This is a genomic window from Thiorhodococcus drewsii AZ1 (assembly GCF_000224065.1).
Taxonomy (GTDB): Bacteria; Pseudomonadota; Gammaproteobacteria; order Chromatiales; family Chromatiaceae; genus Imhoffiella; species Imhoffiella drewsii.
In genome coordinates this window covers 92,415-114,533 of record NZ_AFWT01000010.1, presented here as the reverse complement: position 1 = coordinate 114,533, position 22,119 = coordinate 92,415, and the positions used below count along the sequence as shown (strand labels likewise).

The window sequence follows — 22,119 nt, the reverse complement described above, 5'->3', positions numbered from 1 at the left end:
GGCACCTCATGCGCCAAGGCATTTTTTGTTAGCATCCAGAAAACTCAACCATCAGAACCGCCTCCGATGACCAACCCCGAAGAGACCATCCGTTTCAGCGTTTCGCTTCCCAAGCCGCTTCTCGACGAATTGGACCGGAGGGTGGTCCGAAAGGGATACGCCTCGCGCTCGGAGTTGGTCCGGGACCTGATCCGGGAACGGATCGTCGAGGAAACCTGGGAGCGCGGCGACGAAGAGGTCGCCGGTGTGCTGACGATCGTCTACGACCATCACCAGCGCGAGCTGACGCAGCACATCCTGGACATTCAGCATCGCCAGTACGTCCATGTCGTGGCATCGACCCATGTGCATATGGATCATCACAACTGCCTGGAGACCATCATCATCCGAGGCATGCCGGCCGAGATTGAACGTCTCAGCCTGGAGATCGGCGGGCTACGCGGGGTGCGCTTCGCCGAATTGACGCGCGCCTCACGCGTCAGCAACTGAGACGACGCGCCGAGATCCAGCGCTCAGGACAGACGCGAGACGCTGAGCGTCTCGTCCATCTCGGGCCGCTTGCCATCGCCGAGACAGGCATGACGTAGGGGCTGGATGTCGTCGGCATCGCGCCCGACCGCAGCGCGCACATAGGTGGCATCCGCCGCCAGTTCGAGCACGGGATCGAAACCGCGCCACCCTCCTCCCGGGATCAGTACTTCGGCCCAGTAATGGGGCCGCTGGAGACGCGTATCGCCGCCATCCAGATCGTCCAGATAGTCCGCATCCAGATAACCGGAGACGAAGCGCGCGGGAATCTTCCAGCGCCGCACCAGTGCGATCATCAGATGGGCGAGATCCGCCGCCGAGCCACGCCCGGTCGCAAACAGGCTGGAAAGATCGCCGGACGGCTCCAGCCTCGGGTCGTAACGCAAGGCCTCGCGGATCCAGCCAAAGGCCGATTGCACCTGCTCGATGATCGGCACGCCCTCACTCAAATCCGGGGTCGCCCGACCGAAGATAAGATCGGGTAAATCGGGCGTCAGCGGACTGCGATGCAGGACGAAATCCCACAACCGTGGCGCCTGGCGCAGGCTGTCGTCGATCCATGCGCGCTCACGCTCGGGCGGCACCAGATCGAAATCGAAGGGGTTCTCGCGACGGGTCTCGACTTCTGCGACCAGCGAAAAGGACAGTTCCTTGTGCGCGCCGAGCACGGAGAAATGGTGCGCCAGATTACCAAAACAGTCGTAGCCAGCGACGGGTTCGGCCTTGGGCTCGACCCGGAGTGCAACCCGCATCAGGGACTGCGTCTCGTCATCCCAGGGGGCGAGTCGAACCTGAACCTGATGCTCGCGCGCGGGCGTCGAAAAACGCATGCGACAAGCGCGCTCGATGTGGTATCTCACTGACCATCCTCCAGATAGGCGTCGAAGTAATCGGCCTGTAGCGCAGCACCGAACTCGGCCAGCCGAGCGAGGAAGGCATCCAGATACTCGTGCAGCCCCTGCTCCAGTATCTCCCCGGCGCCAATGCCGGTGAGATGACGACGCAAGGCCTGCAGCTTGATCGTGACCGGCGTCTCCGCCTTCCGCTCCACACGCTCGAGTGCTCGCTCCATACCATGGATACAGTAGATGAGCGAACGCGGGAAATCTGGGTTCAGGATCACGAATTCCACAACATCGATTGGACGGATGCCACTCTGATATTGACGGCGATAGGCATCGAATCCAGAAAGCGATTTGAGCAAGGCACGCCACTGGTAGTAATCGAGCGGCGATCCGACCATGGAGGGGTCCGGCAACAGCAGATGATAGCGCGCGTCCAGGATGCGGGTGCTCATGTCGGCACGTTCCTGCAGACTGCCGAGACTGGCGAAACCGTAGGCCTCGCCGCGCATCATGGTGCCTTGGGCGAGACCGAAGAAGGTCGCGACCTCGCGGTGGATGGAGTCATAGAACTCGGCGGCGCGCCAGGGCGGCAAGGTCGCCTGAAGATGTGCGTCGGTTTTCAGCCAGAAGTCGTTGAGCGTCTCCCACATGGCGTTCGAGATGCGGTCGCGGACCACACGGGCATTCTCGCGCGCCATGCGAAGACTGCCATGAATCGAACCTGAATTGCGGGGATCCTGGGTCAGGAGATGGATCACCCGCTGCACCGTGACCCGACCGTCAGGATAGAGAGCCTCGTATCCATCGTCGGCGCCGACGATGGTCAGCAGCGGTTTCCACTGCATTTCCTCGGTCAGTCCCTCGTCGGCCTCCAGCATATGGATCAGGTTGATGTCGAGCACGCGCGCCGTGTTGTCCGCACGCTCCAGTTGGCGTGCCATCCAATAGAGCGATTCGGCAATTCGACTCAGCATCATTCCGCCAACACCCAGGTATCCTTGCTGCCCCCGCCCTGAGAGGAATTCACCACCAGGGAGCCCTTGGTCATGGCCACGCGGGTCAGACCGCCCGGAACGACCTGGCTCTCGCGGCCGCTGATGACGAATGGACGCAGATCCAGATGGCGCGACTCCAGTTCGCCCTCCAGATAGCAGACATGCCGGGACAGTTGAATGACTGGCTGCGCGATATAATTGCGCGGATCCGCCTCGATACGCCGGGCGAAGTCGCTACGCTGGCGTGCCGTCGACGCGGGCCCCATCAGCATGCCGTAACCGCCGGATTCGGCGACCGCCTTGATCACCATGCGCTCGATGTTCTCAAGCACATAGGTGCGATCCTGATGATCCGTCATCTGGTAGGTGGGCACATTGGCCAGAATGGGCGTCTCGCCCAGATAGTAACGGATGATATCCGGGACATAGGCATAGACTGCCTTGTCGTCGGCGATGCCGGTTCCCGGGGCATTGGCCAGCGCCACGTTGCCGGCGCGCCAGGCGTTGATGAGCCCCGGGACACCGAGGATCGAGTCGGAGCGGAATACCAATGGGTCCAGGTAGGCATCGTCGATGCGCCGATAGACCACATCGATCCGCTGCAATCCCTGGGTGGTTTTGAGAAAGACCTTGTCATTCTTGCAAACGAGGTCACGTCCTTCGGCCAGTTCGACACCCATCTCCTTGGCCAGAAAGGTATGCTCGTAATAGGCCGAGTTGAAGACACCCGGCGTCAGGACCACGACCACCGCCGATTCCTCGCCGCGCGGCGAGAGCGAGCGCAGCGCCTGCAACAGCATCTCGGGATAATGCTCGACCCGGCGCACCCGGTAACGCGAGAAGAGTTCGGGCAGTATGCGGCGCTCGATGATCCGATTCTCGATCATGTAGGAAACGCCGGAGGGGGTGCGCAGATTGTCTTCGAGCACCAGATAGCGCCCATCTTCGTCGCGGATCAGATCAACCCCGGCGATATGGGTATAGATGTCGTGCGGCGGATCCACGTCCATGATCTCGCGGCAGAAGCCTTTGCCACGATAGATCAGCTCGGCCGGAACTACGCCGTCCTTGAGAATACGCTGACCGTGATAGAGGTCCTTCAGAAAGAGATTCAGCGCGCGCACGCGCTGTTTGAGTCCGGCCTCGACCTGATGCCACTCGGCTGCCGTGATGAGTCTCGGCAGGATATCGAAGGGCCAAACCCGCTCGACGCCCTCTTTCTCATCGGCATAGACCCTGAAGGTAACCCCTTCGGTGTGGAGCGCCAGGTGCGCTTCCCTGGCCTTGGCCGCCAGGGACTGCTGCCCGACGGCCTGAATATGATCCCACATGGGAAAATAGTGGTCGCGCGGGCGAAAATCGTCGTAATAAAACTCGTGGTAGGCCATTGTGGATCCCTCGGTGGGATCCCGCAGCACGCCGGTGGCACCGGATTGAAATTGCTTCAGCATGGCGAGGATACTCCTCAGTCCTGCCCTATGTTCGCAAAGCCAATGCAATAACCACGCCGTACAAACGAGACTGACCCGCACCCGACGGAGCGTGACTCTGGGAGATGCCCGACCAAACCGGAACGACCCCATGCGCACCACAAGAGTGCACCCCTGTCCCAATGCGAGGCGAGGTCATACGCCGCTTTTATACGAAAGGAGAGACGAAAAACGCACCGAATTCGCGGATGCCGGCCCAATCCACGCATCAGCTTGTCAATGCGAATTCTTCGCAGTCAAGATACTATCCAGTCCCTTGCGCCGAGCGAGCCGTGACGAACGGGTGCGCAGCCACAAAAAACCAACCGAACGTCGAGCGCCTGAGCCTCGATGTTTTTCAAAGTCCATTGCAATTTTTTGAAATCCATTCAGAACGCGGAGTCAATCAGCATGCACAATCAATCAGAAGCGAGCGGTCAGTCAACGGTCAGCGGCGCGACCGACTGGCAGGTTTTCCAACTCGAAAACCTGGTGTCCAAGGTCGAAAATGGCACGCTCTCGATGCGCGAATTCCTGCGCACCCCCTCCCTGAGCTGTTCCATCTATCACGTTCCCGCCGGGTCGAAGGACATGGCCAGCGCGCACGAAGAGGACGAGCTCTATCTCATCCTCGACGGCTGCGGCCGGCTACGCGTAGGCGACAGCGAACAACAGGTCACGAAGGGCTCCATCATGTACGTCCAGGCCGCCTGCGATCACACCTTCTTCGACGTCGAGGAGAACATCACGGCGCTGGTCTTCTTCGGCGCCCCAATACGCCATCTACGAGGACGTTAAGGCGTCGAGTGCGGAAAACGTCGTTCGATGCAGCGATGGGAGCTCGCGGACGTTGACAGAGTGGCAGTGCAGATCTAATCTAATTACGAACAATTCTTATTAACACAAAAACCCTGATGATGTACCAAGCCCAACCCGCGTTCGGAGGAGATCAGCGATGCCACCCGTAGCCTCGACCGATAGCCGTTCACAGATCAGCCCCCGTGACAGAAGCCCTGGCGCGCACCCGCGCCGGATCGACAGCAACAGCCTCATGGGAGGCGACAACCTCCTGATGATCGAGCACGCGGGGCATCAGTATTACCTGCGCATGACCCGCAACAACAAGCTGATCCTGACGAAATAGAGGCGCACACATGACCGCCGCCAACCGCCTCGCCAGCAGTCATCGACCCCAAGCGGGATCGATCGAGAACCAATCCCTCGTCGTGCTCGGGCGTCCCCGATCGGGTCCTCGTCGAGATTGGTCGGATCTCCTCCGCGATCTGACCAATCTCGATCACATGAGGATCGAAACGGCCATGCAGTGCGCCCAACTGCGCCAGTCCGTACACCTCCAGGGGATACGGGTTCAGAATGGATTTGGTCTGGCGGTCGGGCGGCACTTCAGATTGCATGCCCTGCTGGAACGCTGGCATCGACTGCGTCCGCTCGTCGACCAGCAAAGTCTAGCGGTCAGCGGAATCCGCATTGAGGACACGAACCACCGAGCACTGCTCGATCTGAGGGTCGATTCCGACGAGGATCGCTCGACACTCGCCGAATTGCTCGACCGCTATCACAGTGAACCCGCGCGTATCCTGCCGCATCAGCCGTTCGGCTGGCGCAACACACCGCCGGCCGCGCCATCGAACCTCGGCTGCATGGACTGCAAATGGCGCTCCGACTGCGGCACCCATGAGATGATCGACGTCGCGCGGGTCTGCGAATGGCCACTCGACGTCGGCATGGACCGCTCGCTCGATCGCAACACCACAGCGCTCGCTGCCGCATCGACGCTCGAACTGCTGCGTATCGTCGCCGACCAGGCCCTACCGATCCGCCTGCTGACGGGGACGCCAGGCGCCGCCCAGCGTTTCGATGGCGCGTTCCAGCGCCTCGAACACAAGGACGACGGATCGCTCGCGCTCATCGGGGATGCGGTCGAATTCCACCTGCACCCGTCGCGGATGGGCTCGGCACACATCGCCGAACATCGAACGCATAGCGGCCGACATCGCCAAGTGTGGCTGAGGACTCCGCGCGGTCGAACATGGGCCATTCTTGAAGATTTGCCTGGGTTCTGCGAAACCGAGACACCTCTCTGGCGCACGCTCATCAACTCGCTGACCGACTGATCCGAACGGATCCGGATCCCGTTCGGGGTGCAGCCGAGCGCCTCGTGCATACACTCACCTCGCTCCATGATCGGCAACGTGCCGCTCAACAGCAGGTGCGCGATCAGATCTGGACGCTCTACGCCGACCTCAAGGCCTATCAACGCGCCCCGGATCCGGCGGCCATTGCCCCACTGCGTGCGCGCTTCGAGGCGATATTCACGCAGAAGACCGCAGGGCTACCCTCGACCAAACCTTGAAGCGTCTGCATCGCCACCAGAGCGAGCTGTTGCTGGCGCTCCTGCGCCCGGACATATTGAGAAGTTACGGTCTACGCGGAAATGGTGGCTGGTGGCACACGTGTTGGCTCTACCCCTGGATCGAGCGATTCGAATCCGGTCTCTACCCGCTCCAGGATATAGTCGACGAGGGATTCCCCCGCGTGCGACAGCCCGGCTGGGGCGATCTCGAGGACCAGCTCGACGCTCGGCAAGGGCGGGAATCCCTCGGTCGTGCCCAATGTCCGGTGGCCCGGCAACAAGGCGCTGTCCGGCAGCACCGAGACCCCGAGCCCGCCCAAAACGGCGGCCTGGACCCCGACGAGACTGGGGCTGACGTAGGCCAGCCGCCAGGCACGCCCGCTCGCCGCGAGTGCGTCGATGGCATGGGCCCGATAGGCGCATCCCTCCGGGAACACCGCCAGGGGTAAGGGATCCGTCTTGATCATTTGGCACATGCGGCTGCCAACCCACTGCAGCGGTTCCCGATACAGTCCACAACCGTCCTTGGCGCCCAGATTGCGCCGGATCAACGCCAGGTCGAGCTCGCCGCTGCGCACGGATTCCTGCAGTTTCACGGAGAGGTCGCAGTAGACCTCCAACTGTACCCGGGGATGCATCGCGGCGAAGTGCGACAGCACGAGCGGGAGATACTTGCTGGCGAAGTCCTCCGGTGTCCCCAAGCGCACCTTGCCCGCGAGTCCGGACGCAGCGACGGCCTGGAGCGCATCGTCATTGATCCGCAGCATGTGACGCGCGTATCCCAGAAGGACCTCGCCTGCTTCGGTCAGACCGCACAAGCGGCCTTTGCGGCGCACGAACAGCTGGCGCTCGATCAGCTGCTCCAGACGCTTGACCTGGATGCTCACGGCGGGCTGGGTGCGATGGAGACGCTCACCCGCCTGGGTGAAGCCCTGCGCCTCGACCACCGTGACGAAGGTTCTCAGAAGCTCGACGTTGAGGCTCGGGGCACCCATAACGACTCCTTATTCCTTTTGGTCCGAAGAATTCATTTTCCCTCATGAGGGGCGGGTACGTACCCTTCTGCTCCACCCATCGAGCAAACCCAACGACGATCATGAGCAGCAGCCACACCGACGACGCGAACGTGATGGACGCCCCGCTCGGGGGACATCATGAGCCACGCGAGCGAGCGGCATCGACGAGCACGTTCTACATCCTCTGGCTCGCGCTCGTCTTCTGCATCATCTGGAGTTCCGCCTTCGTCGCCGGCAAGATCGCGCTCGAGTCCTCGCCGCCTTTGACCCTGCTGGTGATGCGCTTCGTCCTCGCCGGGGTCGTCATGTTGCTATTTGCATGGCTGCTCGGCGAGCGCTTGCGTGTCGACGGACGCACATTCATCAACCTGCTGCTACTCGGCTTCCTGAACAATACCGCCTATCTCGGGCTAAGTTTCACGGGGCTCGCCACGGTGCCGTCCGGGCTGGTCACCATTATTGCGGCCACGACCCCGCTGATGACCATGGTACTGGCCATCTTCCTGCTCGGCGAGCGCATCGCCGTTCGGCAACTGATCGGCCTGATGCTGGGGTTCGGCGGCGTGCTCTTCATCTTTCACCGCAGCGTCTCGGATGTCGCCGACATCAGCCCTCTGGGGATCGGGTATGTGGTGCTGGGAACACTGGCGCTGTCGCTCGGGACCATCCTGTTCAAGCGCATGCGGGTCGAGATGAGCCTGCTCTCGGTCAACGCCATCCAGACCCTGCTGGGCGGGTTGCTGTTGCTGCCGTTCGCCCTGGCGCTCGAGGACGTCTCATCCGTCGCGTTCGACACCAGGCTCCTGATGTCGCTGATCTATCTGGTACTCGTGGTCTCCGTCGGTGCCGTGCTGCTATGGCTCAGGATACTGAGCCTGACGAGTGCCAGTACCGCCAGTTCCTTCCATTTCATGACCCCGGTCTTCGGTCTCGTCATCGCCTGGTTGCTGCTCGCCGAACCGGTCTACTGGTTCGAGGCCGTCGGGGTCGTCCCCGTGGCGCTAGGCATCTTGCTGGTCGTGATGAGAGGCGCCGCTGCTTCGAAGCAGGATCAGGGTGCGCGGTGAGGAGATCGTCGGCCAAGGCTCGATCACCAGGGGATTCCCGAAGAGCAAGGACGAAGCGAGCCGGTGGCTGGAGAAGTCTCACCCGGTTCTCCTTCGGCGCAACACATGGGAGGGTGGCTCCTCGTCGAGCCTCTAGAGGATATCGTCGGCCTTGAGTCGGCGCCCGAACGACGTGACACCGATCAATACGCCCCTGCCTCGGGAAAGTCATTCTGCGCGTGAACTCACTCTGACCGCATGGTACATTACGAGGACGTGTGCAATGCAGTTTCGCCTGTAGTGTCACCTCACAGGTGGAATCGCCTGAAATGCTTGGGCCTAAGGGCAGGAGACACGCGTTCGTAATGCGTGGGCCAGCGGTTTGAATCTGCTCATCAGCCCTATCGCTTCCAGCAGCGTCCGCAACGGACCAATAGCGCATTCCGCTCGCCTCCTCCACCTTCGTCGACGATCCGATCAAACCGCTGGTCTCGCGCAGAATCTCTGCTCGCGAACGGGCGATTCCAATCCCCAAATGGCCAAATCCAGCGCAAGGGTCATCCCAGCCACCCAAGGTATGCCGCCCATGAACGCAGACGCCCCAACAGACGCCTTTTCCGAATTCCTCTTGCCCGACGCACTCATGCGCGGCCTCGCCAGCGCGGGCTACGAGGCCCCGACTCCGGTGCAGACGCAGGTCATTCCGTTGGCGATGGACGGCACGGACCTGCTGGTCTCGGCCGCGACCGGATCCGGCAAGACGGCTGCATTCCTGCTTCCGATCATGCAACGCATGATCGACACCCCTGTCCATGAAGGAGGCACGCGTGCCCTGATTCTGGTTCCGACCCGGGAGTTGGCCAGACAGATCCACACCCATTTCATGCGCATTGGCAGCTATACCCGGCTGCGGGCAGAGGTCATCACGGGCGGCGACTCGAAGGGCCACCAGATCTCGGACTTGCGCAAGAATCCGGAAATCCTGGTGGCGACTCCCGGCCGATTACTGGAGTTCCTCGAAACCGGCGAGGCTGATCTGAGCGATCTGGAGATCCTGATCTTAGATGAGGCCGATCGCATGCTCGACATGGGATTCGTCGAGGATGTACTCGCGATCATCCGCAGCAGCAACCCAGAGCGCCAATCCATGCTGTTCTCGGCGACACTGCACCACAAGGGGCTGAGCCGACTGACCGATTCCTTCCTGCGCGAACCCCATGTATTGGTGATCAACCCGGTGCGAGAGCAGCACCCGGACATCAGACACCAGGTCATTCTGAGCGACGACCTGGGTCACAAACAGGAGCAGCTAACCTGGCTGCTGGAACAGGAAGCGTTCGACAAGGCTGTGGTCTTTACCAATACCCGCGATAGCGCCATCGCGCTGACCAACGCCATGATGGGGCGCCAACTGCGCGTCGCCGCCCTTCACGGCGAGCTAGAGCAGCGTGAGCGCAATCGCGTCATGGGTCTGGTGCATAGCGGACGGGTGAAGATCCTGATCGCAACAGACCTGGCCGCGCGCGGACTCGATGTCCAGGGGATTCAGCGGGTCATCAATTTCGATCTGCCCCGCAGCGGAGACGATTATCTGCATCGAACCGGCCGCACCGGACGTGCGGGCGAATGCGGGGTGGCCATCTCATTGGTCAGTCCACCCGAATGGAACCGCATGGAGAGCATTTCACGCTATCTCAATCTCACCTTCGAGCCACGTATCATCGAGGGACTCAAGGCGAAATTCTCCGGCCAGACCAAGAGCACCAAAAAACCCTCGCCCGCTGCCCGCAAGAAACAGGCTTCGGCGAACAAAAAGGACGCACCCAAGGTCAAGAACCGACTGCGCGACCGCAAGAATATCGGCAATCGCCGCAAGCCCTCGGGCACCGCCGTCGAGGCAGGACACGCACCGCTCACCAAGCGCAAGCCGACACAGGAATAAGACCGCCCAAGAGATGCGGCTTGCACGCTCGCCGCATCGACAGGGATGCCTGGTTTCCGGAGATCGCCCCAGCTACAGAGGCACCCCGAGGGAGTGATGGAGATGCCGACGACCTGGGGACGCAACCCCGCCTTGGCCACGAACGCACTCAGACAGTCGCAGCGCTCGGCCTGGGTGTCGACCTCAACGGCGAGCAAGGATGCCGCGCAGATCTCGGCAGACCATTCGGGGTTGTGGACCCCATCGAGGTCGATCGGACCATCCAACTTGGCGATATAGTTCCAACATGGCCGCCAGGACCGAGAACCCGCGCCTCAAGCCGGAAACGCACTCCGATTTCAACGGGAGATAAAAGGCCCGACCTCATCCCCAGCAGCCAACCCCAGCAAGTGGTCGGCCCGCCCCTGATTGACCGCGATCTCGACCAAGCCCAGCGCGTTTTCATACCAGAAGGGTTGACCAGGATCCACTTCACAGAAGGTCCGCGCAAACGGCAAGCGCCACGAACCGGCCATCAACAGGGGGAATGAAACCGTCTTCGGCAAGCTCAAGCCCGTCATGAGGTTACCGAAATGATCCACATAGAGCACGCGGTCACACGCGGATGACCGATCGAAGCCGACCAACGACTCCGGGAGCAAGGGCGTCAGCGCTAGATCCTCGGAATGGGCGAGCCGAACCGCAACGGGCACGAACCAATCGCGTCCATGGAAGCTGGACGAGATGCGTTCCGGCCGCCAACCGATCCGCCACAGCGAAACGCTCTTCGATCGCCGAACCAACGGCACCAATAGGCCATTATCGGGGGCGATAAACCAGTTGCCGTCGATCCGGGCCGCCAGAAGCGCACGCTCGCCGCCGACCCCTGGATCTACGACGCAGATGAAGAGACTTTCCGCTGGGATGTCGCGCACAAGCCCCGGCAGAAGACGACCCGCGAGATCCGGACGAAACGGTGGGAGGTCCTGCACCAGATCGATCACGGGCAGATCGGGCGCCAACGCCGCCAAGATCGCGCGCATCTGACCGACATAGATCCCAGGACCGAAATCGGTCACCAATAGAACGCGCGCGATCTGGACCGGAGGCACGGGCAACACCTCGAATCAGAATGGGCAAGACGAAGCGACGCACCCGGAGTTTTGGGCGCACCAACAAAAAACCGGGCATATGCCCGGTTTTTTGTATCGACAACCAGCAAGGGTCATCTCAATCCTCATCGACCTCGACCGCCGAGGAGACGGCGGGACGGTCGACCAGTTCGACGTAGGCCATGGGCGCTGCGTCGCTGGCGCGATAACCGCATTTGAGGATGCGCAGATAGCCACCCGGACGGGTCTGATAACGCGGCCCAAGCTCGACGAACAGCTTGCCAACGGCGTCCTTGTCGCGCAGACGGGCGAAGGCCAGACGACGCGCGTGGACGGAATCCTCTTTCGCCAGGGTGATCAGGGGCTCGGCGATGCGACGCAGCTCCTTGGCCTTCGGCAGGGTAGTCTTGATCAGCTCGTGATGAATCAGCGAAGAGGTCATGTTGCGAAACAAGGCTTCGCGATGCGAGCTGTTACGGTTGAGTTGCCTTCCGGCTTTGCGGTGACGCATGGTCCTGATCCCGAATGTTCGTTAAATCGATCGTATTCATGAGATGACGGCTGCGGACAGCAGGGTCCGCATCGGCCGTTATCGAATGCTAAGCTCGGCGATGTTCTCTGGAGGCCAGTTCTCCAGGCGCATGCCAAGCGAAAGACCGCGGGTCGCCAGCACGTCCTTGATCTCGGTCAGGGACTTCTTGCCGAGATTCGGAGTTTTCAACAGCTCGACCTCGGTCCGCTGGATCAAATCGCCGATCAGATAGATGTTCTCGGCCTTCAGACAGTTCGCCGAGCGCACGGTCAGCTCAAGATCGTCCACCGGACGCAGCAGGATCGGATCGTAAGGCGACTCGTCACGCGCCTCCAGCACCTGATTCTCTGCGGGACCGGTTCCCTCCAGCGCGACGAAGCTCGACAGCTGATCGCGCAGAATGGTCGCCGAGCGCTGAATCGCTTCCTTGGGGTCGATAGTGCCGTTGGTCTCCAGATCGATCACCAAACGGTCAAGGTCGGTACGCTGCTCGACGCGAGCCGATTGCACCTCAATCGCAACCCGGCGCACCGGGCTGAAGGAGGCATCGATCGGCAACTTGCCGATCGGACGGTCTTCAGCGGACTCCAGTTCGCGCTGCGTCGCCGGCTCGTAACCGATACCACGACGCACCGTCAGCGTCATGCTCAGCTCGCCCTCGGTCAGGTTGGCGATGACCAGATCCGGGTTGGCGATATCGGCCGTGTGATCGATGGCGATATCGGCCGCCGTCACCGGCCCCGGACCACGCTTGCTCAGCGTGAAGGTTGCCTCGTCCTTGCCTTTCAGGGTAATGGCCAGCTGCTTGAGATTCAGAAGAATCTCAAGCACATCCTCCTGGACACCCTCAAGGGTGGTGTATTCGTGGAGAACGCCCTGAATCTCGACTTCCGTTACGGCGCAACCGTCCATCGAAGACAGCAAAATCCGCCGGAGCGCGTTCCCAAGCGTGTGCCCGAAACCGCGTTCGAGGGGTTCCAGCGAGACTTTGGCGTGACTCGAACTGTCGTTGACCAGCTCGACCTTTACGATACGCGGTTTTAAAAATTCGCCAATAGCGTCAGTCATTCTGTGCCTCTCAGAAAGCTCCCTTACTTGGAGTACAGCTCGACGATCAGCGATTCGTTGATGTCTGCTGGAAGATCGGAACGATCTGGGATGCGCTTGAACACACCCTTCAGACCTTTGGTGTCGACCTCGACCCAATCCGGGAAACCGTACTGCTCGGCCAGAGCCATTGCGTTTTGAACGCGCACCTGCTTCTTGGCCGGCTCACGGACCTCGACCTGGTCTTCCATGGTGACCTGATAGGAGGGGATGTTCACGACACGACCGTTGACCAGGATGCCCTTGTGGCTCACCAGCTGACGCGCCTCGGCACGGGTGGCACCGAAGCCCATCCGATAGACGACGTTATCGAGACGACGCTCCAAGAGCTGCAGCAGGTTCTCACCCGTCGCGCCCTTCGCTTGAGCAGCCTTCTTGTAGTAATTGCGGAACTGTTTTTCCAGCACACCATAGATACGGCGCACCTTCTGCTTCTCGCGCAGCTGACCGCCGTAGTCGGAGAGGCGGCGGCGACGATCGGTCGTCTGCCCCGGCTGCTTCTCCAGGTTGCACTTGGTATCGATTGAGCGCGCACGACTCTTGAGCGAAAGATCGGTCCCTTCGCGCCGTGCCAGCTTGCAGGTTGGGCCTGTGTAACGTGCCATGTCTCTTCCTGTTGAACTGTCAGACGTCAGACGCGCCGCTTTTTGGGCGGACGGCAGCCGTTATGGGGGATCGGCGTCACGTCGGTGATGCTTGTGATCTTGAATCCGGCGTTGTTCAGTGCACGCACAGCGGATTCACGACCCGGCCCCGGCCCCTTGACGTTGACATCCAGGTTGCGTAGCCCGTACTCCTTGGCGATCTGACCAGCCTTGTCCGCTGCGACCTGCGCGGCGAACGGAGTGCTCTTACGCGAGCCCCGGAAACCGGAACCACCAGAAGTCGCCCAAGCCAGGGCATTACCCTGCCGGTCGGTAATGGTGATGATGGTATTGTTGAAAGAAGCGTGGACGTGGGCGACTCCGTCCGCCACCTGCTTCTTAATCTTCTTTTTCGTGTTGCGAATCGGTTTAGCCATTCGAAGTAATCCAGCTCATCTGCTTGGCGTGCACGCTTAGCGCTTGATCGGACGACGCGGGCCCTTACGGGTCCGGGCGTTGGTGCGAGTCCGCTGACCACGCAGCGGCAACCCACGACGATGACGGATGCCACGATAGCAACCGAGATCCATCAAGCGCTTGATGTTCATCGACACTTCGCGGCGCAGATCACCTTCGACGGCATACTTCGCCACCTCGTTGCGCAGCTTGTCGACCTCTTCTTCCGTTAGGGTCTGGACTTTCGTGTCACGCGGAATACCCGCTGAATCGCAAATCAGACCCGCACGGGTGCGACCAATGCCATAAATCGCGGTCAACGCGATCACGGCGTGTTTCTTATCCGGGATATTGACGCCGGCGATACGGGCCATATTTACGAACCCCTTTGTCCTAAATGCTCAGCGGGTAAACCGCGTAGTATATCAAACGGTTGGCCTAGGTCAACCAAAGAACTGATCAACCCTGGCGCTGCTTGTGGCGAGGATCGGTACAAATGACCCGCACTGCCCCATTGCGACGGATGATTCTGCAGTTTCTGCACAATTTTTTAACTGATGCACGCACTTTCATTGTTGTCTCCTTAAGACTCGAGCGCCCCAGCGCTTGAAGATGGACCTAGCGCAACATGCCGGCGCCCGGCGACTTCAGGTTGGCCTTTTTCATCAGGCCTTCGTATTGATGCGACATCAAATGGGCCTGAACCTGCGCCATGAAGTCCATAACCACGACGACCACGATCAACAGCGAGGTGCCCCCAAAGTAGAAGGGCACGTTGTAACCAACGATCAAAAACTCCGGCAGCAAACACACCGCCGTGATGTAGATGGCACCAGCTGCGGTCAGCCGGGTCATGACACCGTCGATGTAGCGCGCCGTCTGCTCACCCGGACGGATGCCCGGAATGAAGGCGCCGGAGCGCTTGAGATTGTCCGCCGTCTCCTTCGCGTTAAACACCAGCGCGGTGTAGAAAAAGCAGAAGAAGATGATCGCGGCCGAATAGAGAATGACGTAAATCGGCTCGCCCGGTGCCAGCTTGGAAGTGATATCGGCGATCCAGCGGTAATTCTCGCTACTGCCGAACCACTGGCCGAGCGTCCCCGGGAACAGAATGATACTCGATGCGAAGATCGGCGGAATGACACCAGCCATGTTGAGCTTCAGCGGAAGATGCGTGCTTTGAGCCTGCATCATCCGACGCCCCTGCTGACGACGGGCATAGTTCACCGTGATCCGCCGCTGTCCACGCTCGACGAAGACGACGAACGCGGTCACCGCCAGCGCCATGGCGAAGAGCGCCAGTACCGCAAGCGAATTCATCTCACCGGTACGGGCCAACTCCAGGGTCCCGCCCAGCGCGGCCGGAAGCCCCGCGACGATACCCGAGAAGATGATCATCGAGATACCGTTGCCGATACCGCGCTCGGTAATCTGCTCGCCAAGCCACATGAGGAACATGGTCCCGGTTACCAGCGTCACGGTCGCCGTGAAGACGAAGCCCACGCCGGCATGACTCACCAGGGCCGAACCACCAGCCGTCTGACTCTGCAGGGCCATGGAGATACCCACCGCCTGAAAGGTCGCCAAGAACACGGTGCCGTAGCGCGTGTACTGGGTGATCTTGCGCCGACCCGACTCCCCTTCCTTCTTCAACTGTTCCAACTGAGGCACCACGGAGGTCATCAGCTGAACGATGATCGAGGCCGAGATGTACGGCATGACGCCGAGCGCGAATAGACTCGCCCGCTTCAGAGCACCACCCGAGAACATGTTGAACATGCCCAGGATAGAGCCTTGATTTTGGTCGAACAGGATGGCCAGTGCCTCTGGATTCACCCCGGGGACCGGGATGAAGGTACCGATCCGGTAGACTAGCAAGGCCCCAAGCAGGAACAGCAAGCGCTGCCGCAACTCTGTCAGCTGCCCCATCCCACCGAGCGCTTTCCCCATGGATCCGACGTTTTTAGCCATCCGATTCGCGCCTTCTGATTTAGTCTTCGATCTTGCCGCCGACCGATTCGATAGCGGAACGAGCGCCCTTGGTCACACAGAGACCACGGATCGTCAGCGCACGAGCCACTTCGCCGGAGGCGATGATCTTGGCCGTCTTGATGCTGCGATTCAGGATCCCAGCCGCTTTCAGGCTTTCGAGATCGACCGTATCACCGGCAACCGCGTTCAGCTCGTTCAGACGGACCTCTGCACGCGACTGTGCCTTGTGCGAGCGGAAGCCCACCTTCGGCAGACGACGCTGCAGCGGCATCTGACCGCCTTCGAAACCGACCTTGTGGAAGCCGCCGTTACGCGACTTCTGGCCCTTGTGGCCGCGTCCGCAGGTCTTGCCCAGGCCGCTACCGATACCACGACCAACGCGCTTAGCCGAAGGGCGGCTGCCTGCGTCTGGATGAAGATCATTGAGTCTCATCGTCTTCAGTCCTCCACGACCTTGACCATGTAGTAGACGGCATTGACCATGCCGCGCGTACAGGGCGTATCCTCGACCTCGACCACCTGGTGCATCCGGCGCAGACCGAGCCCGCGCACGCAAGCCTGATGCTTTTCGAGGCGACCGTTGGCGCTACGCACCAGCTTCACCTTCATCATCTTCTTGTCGGACATTGGTTACCCCAGAATCTCGTCGACCGTCTTGCCACGCTTGGCCGCAACGGTCTCAGGATCGTTCATCGCCCGCAGACCGTTGACGGTCGCGCGCACGACATTGATCGGGTTGTTGGTGCCGATACACTTGGCAAGCACGTTCTGCACGCCCAGAACCTCGAACACGGCGCGCATGGCACCGCCCGCGATGATTCCGGTACCGTCGGAGGCCGGCTGCATGAAGACCTTGGCCGCGCCGTGACGCCCCTGCAGCGGATACTGCAGCGTGGTGCCATTCAGCTTGACATCGATCATGTTCTTGCGTGCGCTTTCCATCGCCTTCTGGATCGCGATCGGCACCTCACGAGCCTTGCCGCGACCGAAGCCGACACGACCCTTGCCGTCGCCGACGACGGTCAGGGCCGCGAAGCCGAACTGACGGCCACCCTTGACTACCTTGGCAACGCGATTGACCTGGACCAGCTTTTCGAGAAGCTCGTCGCCTTCCGCTTTTGGATTGAAGTTCGCCATGATCGAGCCCTCAGAATTTCAGACCGGTCTCGCGCGCGGCATCAGCCAGCGCCTTGAGACGGCCGTGATAACGGAAGCCGGAACGGTCGAACGCGACGGAATCCACTCCAGCGGCGAGCGCGCGCTCCGCAATGGCCTTACCGATGACGGTAGCAGCCGTGACGTTCGCCTTATTGCCCTCGATTGCCTGACGCAGATCCTTGTCCAGCGTGGAGGCGCTAGCAACGACCTTGTCACCCGTCGGAGCGATGATCTGGGCATAGGTATGCCGGGGCGTGCGATGAACGCACAGACGGTAAACACCGAGTTCCCGGATCTTGGCGCGTGCGCGCGTGGCGCGGCGCAGGCGTGCCTGTTTCTTATCCATTGATGAGACCCCTTATTTCTTCTTGGCTTCCTTACGCAGGACGTTTTCGTCCGCGTAACGAACACCCTTGCCCTTGTAAGGCTCCGGAGGACGGAATCCCCGGATCTCCGAGGCGACCTGACCGACCTGCTGCTTGTCGGCGCCGGAAACGACGATTTCGGTCTGGCTCGGGGTCTCGATCGTGATGCCCTCGGGCATCGGATAATCGATCGGATGGGAGAAGCCCAGATTCAGGTTGAGCACATTGCCCTTGGCCTGCGCACGGTAACCAACGCCGACCAGGTTCAGCTTGCGGCTGAAACCCGTACCGCAACCTACAACCATGTTGTTGAGCAGCGCGCGGGTGGTACCGGCCATCGCCCAAGCGTTATTGCTGCCTTCGGCGGGAGCAACCTTGATCGCCCCCTCATCCTGGCAGACGGCAACGGTCGAATGAACGGTCCAGCCCATGGTGCCCTTAGGCCCCTTGACGGTAACGTTCTGACCAGCAATCTCGACGGTGACGCCTTTTGGCAGCGCGATCGGTGCCTTTGCAACTCGTGACATCTTCGCCTCCTTACGCGACGTAGGCGATGATTTCGCCGCCGTGGCCAGCTTGACGGGCCGCGCGGTCGGTCATCAGACCTTTCGAGGTGGAGACGATCGCAATGCCGAGACCGGCCCAAACGTTGGGCAGCTCGTTCTTATTGCGGTAGATGCGAAGACCGGGACGGGAGACGCGCTTCAGCACCTCAATGACCGGCTTGCCGCGATAGTACTTCAGCTTGATGACCAGTTCAGGCTTGGCACCATTGGCTTCGACCGTTGCGTCGGCGATATACCCTTCTTCCTTGAGCAGGTTCGCGATCGCGACCTTCTGCTTGGAGGAAGGCATCACGATGGTGATTTTACCGCGCTGCTGGCCGTTGCGGATGCGTGTCAGCATATCCGCAATCGGATCAGACATACTCATTGTGCTTCTCCTGGGTCAGTCCGCCTTTGCGACGCGATACCCGCTGTGTAATCGGGCCGATCCCGAAGGCCGGCCCAAAAGGGCGTGCTTACCAGCTCGCCTTAACGACGCCGGGGACATCCCCGCGCATCACGGCTTCACGCAATTTGATACGCGACAGCCCGAACTTGCGATAGACGGCGTGCGGACGCCCGCTGACGCGGCAGCGACGCTGTTGACGCGAAGGACTCGCGTCGCGCGGCAATTTCTGCAGCTTCTGCACGGCCTCGTCGATCTGCTCCGGGCTAGCGCTACGATCATTGATCACAGCTTTCAGGGCCGCACGCTTCGCGCTCAACCGGGCTGCGGTCTGGGTGCGCTTAAGGTCGCGCGCAATCATGCTCTTCTTCGCCATAGTGCTGTCTCAGGTCCGTGCTATTAGGTGCGGAATGGGAAGTTGAAGGCCTCGAGCAGTGCCCGCCCCTCTTCGTCCGTACGCGCCGAGGTCGTGATCGTGATATCAAGTCCACGCAAGGCATCGATCTTGTCGTAATCGATCTCCGGGAACATGATCTGCTCACGCACGCCCATCGAGTAATTGCCGCGACCGTCGAACGCCTTCGCACTCAGACCGCGGAAGTCGCGGATACGCGGGATCGAGACGCTGATCAGACGATCGAGGAACTCGTACATCCGCTCGCGACGCAGGGTCACCTTGCAACCGATCGGCCAGCCTTCACGGATCTTGAAGCCGGCGACCGACTTGCGGGCATAGGTCACGATCGGCTGCTGACCGGCGATGGCGCGCATGTCGGCGACGGCATGATCCATCACCTTCTTATCGGCGACGGCCTCGCCCACACCCATATTGAGCGTGATCTTCTCGATGCGCGGCACCTGCATGACGCTCTTATAGCTGAAGCGCTCCTTGAGCTGCCCAACGATGCGCTCTTGATACTCTGTGTGTAATCTGGACATTTCGCTTCCTTCGGTCAGACGTCGACGACTTCGCTGTTCGATTTGAACACGCGAACCTTGCGACCGTCTTCCAGGATCTTGAAGCCCACCCGATCGCCTGAACCCTTCTGAGGGTTGTAGAGCGCCACGTTGGACACATGAATTGGCATCGCCTGATCGACGATTCCACCCGGCTCGCCGACCTGAGGATTGGCTTTTTTGTGCTTGCGCGCGATGTTGATGTTCTCGACAAGAAGCTTGTTCTCGTCGACCACCCGCAGCACGGTACCGCGCTTGCCCTTGTCTTTCCCAGCGATAACGATGACGTCGTCGCCTTTTTTGATCTTCTGCATGACGTCGACTCCCTTACAGCACTTCCGGCGCCAGAGAAATGATCTTCATGAAACGCTCACCGCGAAGTTCGCGGGTCACGGGTCCGAAGATACGGGTACCGATCGGCTGAAGCTGGTTGTTCAGCAAAACGGCGGCGTTGCCGTCGAAGCGAATCAAGGAGCCGTCGGGACGACGCACGCCCTTACGGGTGCGTACCACGACAGCATTGTAGACGTCGCCTTTCTTGACCTTACCGCGCGGAATGGCATCCTTGACGGAGACCTTGATGACATCACCGATGCCCGCGTAGCGCCGATGCGACCCGCCGAGCACCTTGATGCACATCACGCTCTTGGCGCCGCTATTGTCAGCGACGCTGAGATTCGTCTGCATCTGAATCATTGTCTTATACCTAAAGCTTGTTGCTGATCCGGGGGTTGATTCCGGCTGCTCTGCGAGTGGTCGCGAGGTCGGGCGTGTGCCTGATACGCGCGACGCCTAGGCGCTCAGCGTGCCTTCTCGATGATTTCAAGTAGGCGCCAGGTCTTCGTCTTGGACAGCGGACGGCACTGCTCGACCCGGACGAGATCGCCTTCGCCACACGCATTGGACTCGTCGTGCGCATGGATCTTGGTGGACCGACGCAGGAACTTGCCGTAGAGCGGGTGCTTGACGCGGCGCTCGATCAGCACTGTCACGGTCTTGTCCATGGCGCTGCTGGTGACGCGGCCTTCCAGTGTGCGATTGATGTTGTTCTCGTCGCTCATGATTTCCCGCCCGCCGTCATTTCAGCCATCACCGTCTTGATCCGGGCGATATCCCGGCGCACGGCCTTCATCTGGGAGGGCTTGGACAACTGCCCGGTGCCCCGCTGCATGCGCAGATTGAACTGTTCGCGAAGCAGATCCATCATCTGCTTCTGCAGATCCTCGACACTGCTGTTTCTAAGTTCGTTCGCCTTCATCAGAGAATCGTCCGCTTTTCAAAGGTGGTCTGCACCGGCAATTTGGCCGCAGCCAGCTTGAATGCCTCACGGGCGAGTTCTTCGCTGACACCCTCGATCTCGTAGAGCATGCGGCCCGGCTGAATAAGGGCAACCCAGTATTCTACGTTACCCTTACCCTTACCCATACGCACTTCGAGAGGTTTTTTCGAAATGGGCTTGTCGGGGAAGACGCGAATCCACAGCTTGCCGCCACGCTTGACGCTACGGGTGATGGCACGACGCGCCGCCTCGATTTGGCGGGCGGTCAGACGTCCACGCCCGGTCGCCTTGAGACCGAACTCGCCGAAGCTCACGCGGTTTCCGCTCTGAGCCAGACCGCGATTGCGCCCCTTCTGTTGCTTTCGGAACTTGGTACGTTTCGGTTGCAGCATGTCTTAACCCTTCTTTCCGGCCGCTTTCGGCGCCGGTTCTTCGGGAAGCTGCTCGCCGAAAACCTCGCCTTTGAAGATCCAGACCTTGACACCCAGAATCCCGTAGGTCGTCTTGGCCTCGGCGAATCCGTAGTCGATGTCCGCACGCAGAGTATGCAACGGCACACGACCCTCACGAGCCCACTCGCTGCGCGCGATCTCGGCACCGTTCAGACGTCCGGCGACGTTGACCTTGATGCCCTCGGCACCCAAGCGCATGGTGTTCTGGATAGAACGCTTCATCGCGCGACGGAACATGATGCGACGTTCGAGCTGCTGGGCGATGCCCTCGGCGACGAGTTGCGCGTCCAGTTCCGGCTTGCGGATTTCCTCGATGCTGATATGCACCGGGATGCCCATCATCGCCGACACCTTGGTGCGCAGCTTGTCGATGTCCTCGCCCTTCTTGCCGATCACCACGCCCGGACGGGCGGTATGGATGGTGATGTGGGCATTCTTGGCCGGACGATTGATTTGGATACGGCTCACCGATGCCTTGGCGAGTTCCTTACGAAGGAAGTCACGCACTTGCAGGTCAGTGTTGAGCAGATCCGCATAATCTTTCGAATTGGCATACCACTTGGACGTCCAGTCTTTGACGATGCCAAGCCGAATACCATTCGGATGAACTTTTTGTCCCATGCTGGTCTCCTGGGCTACCTTAGCCTTCTGCCACAGTCAACGTAATGTGACTGGTGCGCTTCATGATGCGATTGGCGCGACCCTTGGCCCGCGCATGGATTCGCTTCATGGTCGGGCCTTCATTGACCTGAATGGCCGCGACCTTGAGCTCGTCGATATCCGCACCCGCGTTGTGCTCGGCATTGGCAATAGCGGATTCCAGGACCTGCTTGATGATCTCGGCGCCCTTCTTGGTGCTGAACGTGAGTGTATTCAAGGCCTCTTCGACATGACGGCCACGAATCAGATCCGCCACCAGTCGTGCCTTTTGGGCCGAGATGCGGGCGTATTTGAGTGTTGCTTCGGCTTGCATCCCCGAT

34 protein-coding genes are annotated in these 22,119 nt (G+C 60.6%); 7 read left to right on the top strand and 27 right to left on the bottom strand.

From position 1 onward, the window contains the following. Nucleotides 1–66 precede the first annotated feature (66 nt). Nucleotides 67–489 (top strand): nickel-responsive transcriptional regulator NikR, encoded by a 423-nt coding sequence (gene nikR / locus THIDRDRAFT_RS08835; RefSeq protein ID WP_007040488.1) that lies wholly within the window; start codon nt 67–69, stop codon nt 487–489. A 23-nt stretch (nt 490–512) separates the two neighbouring features. Here the strand turns inward: nikR and THIDRDRAFT_RS08830 are convergent, their stop codons facing one another. The 3 genes from THIDRDRAFT_RS08830 to THIDRDRAFT_RS08820 are packed head-to-tail and all read right to left on the bottom strand — an operon-like array spanning nt 513 to nt 3,819. After that, nucleotides 513–1,388, bottom strand: coding sequence for a transglutaminase family protein (locus tag THIDRDRAFT_RS08830; RefSeq protein ID WP_007040487.1), 876 nt, complete (start codon nt 1,386–1,388; stop codon nt 513–515). After that, nucleotides 1,385–2,350, bottom strand: coding sequence for an alpha-E domain-containing protein (locus THIDRDRAFT_RS08825; RefSeq protein ID WP_007040486.1), 966 nt, complete (start codon nt 2,348–2,350; stop codon nt 1,385–1,387). Before THIDRDRAFT_RS08825 ends, THIDRDRAFT_RS08830 begins: the two co-directional genes overlap by 4 nt. Then, nucleotides 2,347–3,819 carry a circularly permuted type 2 ATP-grasp protein gene (locus THIDRDRAFT_RS08820; protein WP_007040485.1) on the bottom strand — a complete coding sequence of 491 codons (1,473 nt, stop codon included), beginning with the start codon at nt 3,817–3,819 and terminating at the stop codon, nt 2,347–2,349. Before THIDRDRAFT_RS08820 ends, THIDRDRAFT_RS08825 begins: the two co-directional genes overlap by 4 nt. 429 nt (nt 3,820–4,248) lie before the next feature. On the opposite strand from THIDRDRAFT_RS08820, the gene THIDRDRAFT_RS08815 reads away from it, so the two are divergent. The 4 genes from THIDRDRAFT_RS08815 to THIDRDRAFT_RS08800 all read left to right on the top strand — a co-directional run bounded on the left by THIDRDRAFT_RS08815 (nt 4,249) and on the right by THIDRDRAFT_RS08800 (nt 6,211). Then, nucleotides 4,249–4,635 (top strand): cupin domain-containing protein, encoded by a 387-nt coding sequence (locus THIDRDRAFT_RS08815; RefSeq protein WP_050984677.1) that lies wholly within the window; start codon nt 4,249–4,251, stop codon nt 4,633–4,635. Between the two features lie 157 nt (nt 4,636–4,792). Further along, nucleotides 4,793–4,981, top strand: coding sequence for a hemin uptake protein HemP (hemP, locus tag THIDRDRAFT_RS08810; protein ID WP_007040483.1), 189 nt, complete (start codon nt 4,793–4,795; stop codon nt 4,979–4,981). 10 nt (nt 4,982–4,991) lie between these two features. Next, on the top strand, nt 4,992–5,972 hold the full coding sequence (locus THIDRDRAFT_RS08805) for a hypothetical protein (protein ID WP_007040482.1): 981 nt from the start codon (nt 4,992–4,994) through the stop codon (nt 5,970–5,972). 44 nt (nt 5,973–6,016) lie between these two features. After that, the gene (locus tag THIDRDRAFT_RS08800) at nt 6,017–6,211 is read left to right on the top strand and encodes a hypothetical protein (RefSeq protein WP_007040481.1); all 195 of its coding nucleotides are present in this window, start codon (nt 6,017–6,019) and stop codon (nt 6,209–6,211) included. A 71-nt stretch (nt 6,212–6,282) separates the two neighbouring features. On the opposite strand, the gene THIDRDRAFT_RS08795 is transcribed toward THIDRDRAFT_RS08800, so the two are convergent. Beyond that, nucleotides 6,283–7,206 carry a LysR substrate-binding domain-containing protein gene (locus tag THIDRDRAFT_RS08795; protein WP_007040480.1) on the bottom strand — a complete coding sequence of 308 codons (924 nt, stop codon included), beginning with the start codon at nt 7,204–7,206 and terminating at the stop codon, nt 6,283–6,285. A 101-nt stretch (nt 7,207–7,307) separates the two neighbouring features. On the opposite strand from THIDRDRAFT_RS08795, the gene THIDRDRAFT_RS08790 reads away from it, so the two are divergent. Together THIDRDRAFT_RS08790 and THIDRDRAFT_RS08785 are read left to right on the top strand one after the other, a co-directional pair. After that, the gene (locus tag THIDRDRAFT_RS08790) at nt 7,308–8,294 is read left to right on the top strand and encodes a DMT family transporter (RefSeq protein ID WP_007040479.1); all 987 of its coding nucleotides are present in this window, start codon (nt 7,308–7,310) and stop codon (nt 8,292–8,294) included. A gap of 565 nt (nt 8,295–8,859) precedes the next feature. Then, complete coding sequence (locus THIDRDRAFT_RS08785; protein ID WP_007040478.1) at nt 8,860–10,215, top strand: DEAD/DEAH box helicase; 1,356 nt, start codon at nt 8,860–8,862, stop codon at nt 10,213–10,215. A 338-nt stretch (nt 10,216–10,553) separates the two neighbouring features. On the opposite strand, the gene THIDRDRAFT_RS08775 is transcribed toward THIDRDRAFT_RS08785, so the two are convergent. From THIDRDRAFT_RS08775 to rplV, 23 genes are all read right to left on the bottom strand, one after another. Further along, nucleotides 10,554–11,306 (bottom strand): SAM hydrolase/SAM-dependent halogenase family protein, encoded by a 753-nt coding sequence (locus tag THIDRDRAFT_RS08775; protein ID WP_007040477.1) that lies wholly within the window; start codon nt 11,304–11,306, stop codon nt 10,554–10,556. 118 nt (nt 11,307–11,424) lie between these two features. Beyond that, nucleotides 11,425–11,817, bottom strand: a complete 393-nt coding sequence (rplQ, locus tag THIDRDRAFT_RS08770) for a 50S ribosomal protein L17 (protein WP_007040476.1) — start codon at nt 11,815–11,817, stop codon at nt 11,425–11,427. A gap of 78 nt (nt 11,818–11,895) precedes the next feature. Further along, nucleotides 11,896–12,906: a DNA-directed RNA polymerase subunit alpha gene (locus THIDRDRAFT_RS08765; RefSeq protein ID WP_007040475.1), complete on the bottom strand. Its 1,011-nt coding sequence runs from the start codon at nt 12,904–12,906 to the stop codon at nt 11,896–11,898. A gap of 23 nt (nt 12,907–12,929) precedes the next feature. Beyond that, complete coding sequence (rpsD, locus tag THIDRDRAFT_RS08760; protein ID WP_007040474.1) at nt 12,930–13,550, bottom strand: 30S ribosomal protein S4; 621 nt, start codon at nt 13,548–13,550, stop codon at nt 12,930–12,932. Nucleotides 13,551–13,576: 26 nt separating this feature from the next. After that, on the bottom strand, nt 13,577–13,966 hold the full coding sequence (gene rpsK, locus THIDRDRAFT_RS08755; RefSeq protein WP_007040473.1) for a 30S ribosomal protein S11: 390 nt from the start codon (nt 13,964–13,966) through the stop codon (nt 13,577–13,579). 36 nt (nt 13,967–14,002) lie between these two features. Then, nucleotides 14,003–14,359, bottom strand: coding sequence for a 30S ribosomal protein S13 (gene rpsM, locus THIDRDRAFT_RS08750; protein WP_007040472.1), 357 nt, complete (start codon nt 14,357–14,359; stop codon nt 14,003–14,005). Nucleotides 14,360–14,444: 85 nt separating this feature from the next. After that, entirely contained in the window at nt 14,445–14,558 is a 114-nt protein-coding gene (rpmJ, locus tag THIDRDRAFT_RS24495) for a 50S ribosomal protein L36 (RefSeq protein ID WP_081763579.1), read from the bottom strand. A gap of 45 nt (nt 14,559–14,603) precedes the next feature. Next, nucleotides 14,604–15,956, bottom strand: coding sequence for a preprotein translocase subunit SecY (gene secY / locus THIDRDRAFT_RS08745; protein ID WP_007040471.1), 1,353 nt, complete (start codon nt 15,954–15,956; stop codon nt 14,604–14,606). 19 nt (nt 15,957–15,975) lie between these two features. Beyond that, nucleotides 15,976–16,410, bottom strand: a complete 435-nt coding sequence (gene rplO / locus THIDRDRAFT_RS08740) for a 50S ribosomal protein L15 (RefSeq protein WP_007040470.1) — start codon at nt 16,408–16,410, stop codon at nt 15,976–15,978. 5 nt (nt 16,411–16,415) lie between these two features. Further along, nucleotides 16,416–16,604: a 50S ribosomal protein L30 gene (gene rpmD, locus THIDRDRAFT_RS08735; RefSeq protein WP_007040469.1), complete on the bottom strand. Its 189-nt coding sequence runs from the start codon at nt 16,602–16,604 to the stop codon at nt 16,416–16,418. Between the two features lie 3 nt (nt 16,605–16,607). After that, nucleotides 16,608–17,114, bottom strand: a complete 507-nt coding sequence (gene rpsE / locus THIDRDRAFT_RS08730; protein WP_007040468.1) for a 30S ribosomal protein S5 — start codon at nt 17,112–17,114, stop codon at nt 16,608–16,610. A gap of 10 nt (nt 17,115–17,124) precedes the next feature. Next, nucleotides 17,125–17,481: a 50S ribosomal protein L18 gene (gene rplR, locus THIDRDRAFT_RS08725; RefSeq protein WP_007040467.1), complete on the bottom strand. Its 357-nt coding sequence runs from the start codon at nt 17,479–17,481 to the stop codon at nt 17,125–17,127. 12 nt (nt 17,482–17,493) lie between these two features. Next, nucleotides 17,494–18,027 (bottom strand): 50S ribosomal protein L6, encoded by a 534-nt coding sequence (gene rplF / locus THIDRDRAFT_RS08720; protein WP_007040466.1) that lies wholly within the window; start codon nt 18,025–18,027, stop codon nt 17,494–17,496. Nucleotides 18,028–18,037: 10 nt separating this feature from the next. Further along, on the bottom strand, nt 18,038–18,433 hold the full coding sequence (rpsH, locus tag THIDRDRAFT_RS08715; RefSeq protein ID WP_007040465.1) for a 30S ribosomal protein S8: 396 nt from the start codon (nt 18,431–18,433) through the stop codon (nt 18,038–18,040). An 88-nt stretch (nt 18,434–18,521) separates the two neighbouring features. Then, a complete protein-coding gene (gene rpsN, locus THIDRDRAFT_RS08710; protein WP_007040464.1) occupies nt 18,522–18,827 on the bottom strand; it encodes a 30S ribosomal protein S14 in 306 nt (101 codons plus the stop codon). 23 nt (nt 18,828–18,850) lie between these two features. Then, nucleotides 18,851–19,390 carry a 50S ribosomal protein L5 gene (rplE, locus tag THIDRDRAFT_RS08705; protein ID WP_007040463.1) on the bottom strand — a complete coding sequence of 180 codons (540 nt, stop codon included), beginning with the start codon at nt 19,388–19,390 and terminating at the stop codon, nt 18,851–18,853. 14 nt (nt 19,391–19,404) lie between these two features. After that, entirely contained in the window at nt 19,405–19,722 is a 318-nt protein-coding gene (rplX, locus tag THIDRDRAFT_RS08700) for a 50S ribosomal protein L24 (protein ID WP_007040462.1), read from the bottom strand. A 13-nt stretch (nt 19,723–19,735) separates the two neighbouring features. Next, nucleotides 19,736–20,104, bottom strand: a complete 369-nt coding sequence (rplN, locus tag THIDRDRAFT_RS08695; RefSeq protein WP_007040461.1) for a 50S ribosomal protein L14 — start codon at nt 20,102–20,104, stop codon at nt 19,736–19,738. A gap of 104 nt (nt 20,105–20,208) precedes the next feature. Continuing rightward, nucleotides 20,209–20,469 carry a 30S ribosomal protein S17 gene (gene rpsQ, locus THIDRDRAFT_RS08690; protein ID WP_007040460.1) on the bottom strand — a complete coding sequence of 87 codons (261 nt, stop codon included), beginning with the start codon at nt 20,467–20,469 and terminating at the stop codon, nt 20,209–20,211. Beyond that, nucleotides 20,466–20,666 carry a 50S ribosomal protein L29 gene (gene rpmC, locus THIDRDRAFT_RS08685; protein ID WP_007040459.1) on the bottom strand — a complete coding sequence of 67 codons (201 nt, stop codon included), beginning with the start codon at nt 20,664–20,666 and terminating at the stop codon, nt 20,466–20,468. Before rpmC ends, rpsQ begins: the two co-directional genes overlap by 4 nt. Continuing rightward, nucleotides 20,666–21,079: a 50S ribosomal protein L16 gene (rplP, locus tag THIDRDRAFT_RS08680; RefSeq protein ID WP_007040458.1), complete on the bottom strand. Its 414-nt coding sequence runs from the start codon at nt 21,077–21,079 to the stop codon at nt 20,666–20,668. Before rplP ends, rpmC begins: the two co-directional genes overlap by 1 nt. Nucleotides 21,080–21,082: 3 nt before the next feature. Beyond that, a complete protein-coding gene (gene rpsC, locus THIDRDRAFT_RS08675) occupies nt 21,083–21,760 on the bottom strand; it encodes a 30S ribosomal protein S3 (RefSeq protein WP_007040457.1) in 678 nt (225 codons plus the stop codon). A gap of 19 nt (nt 21,761–21,779) precedes the next feature. Beyond that, nucleotides 21,780–22,112 carry a 50S ribosomal protein L22 gene (rplV, locus tag THIDRDRAFT_RS08670; protein WP_007040456.1) on the bottom strand — a complete coding sequence of 111 codons (333 nt, stop codon included), beginning with the start codon at nt 22,110–22,112 and terminating at the stop codon, nt 21,780–21,782. Nucleotides 22,113–22,119 lie beyond the last annotated feature (7 nt).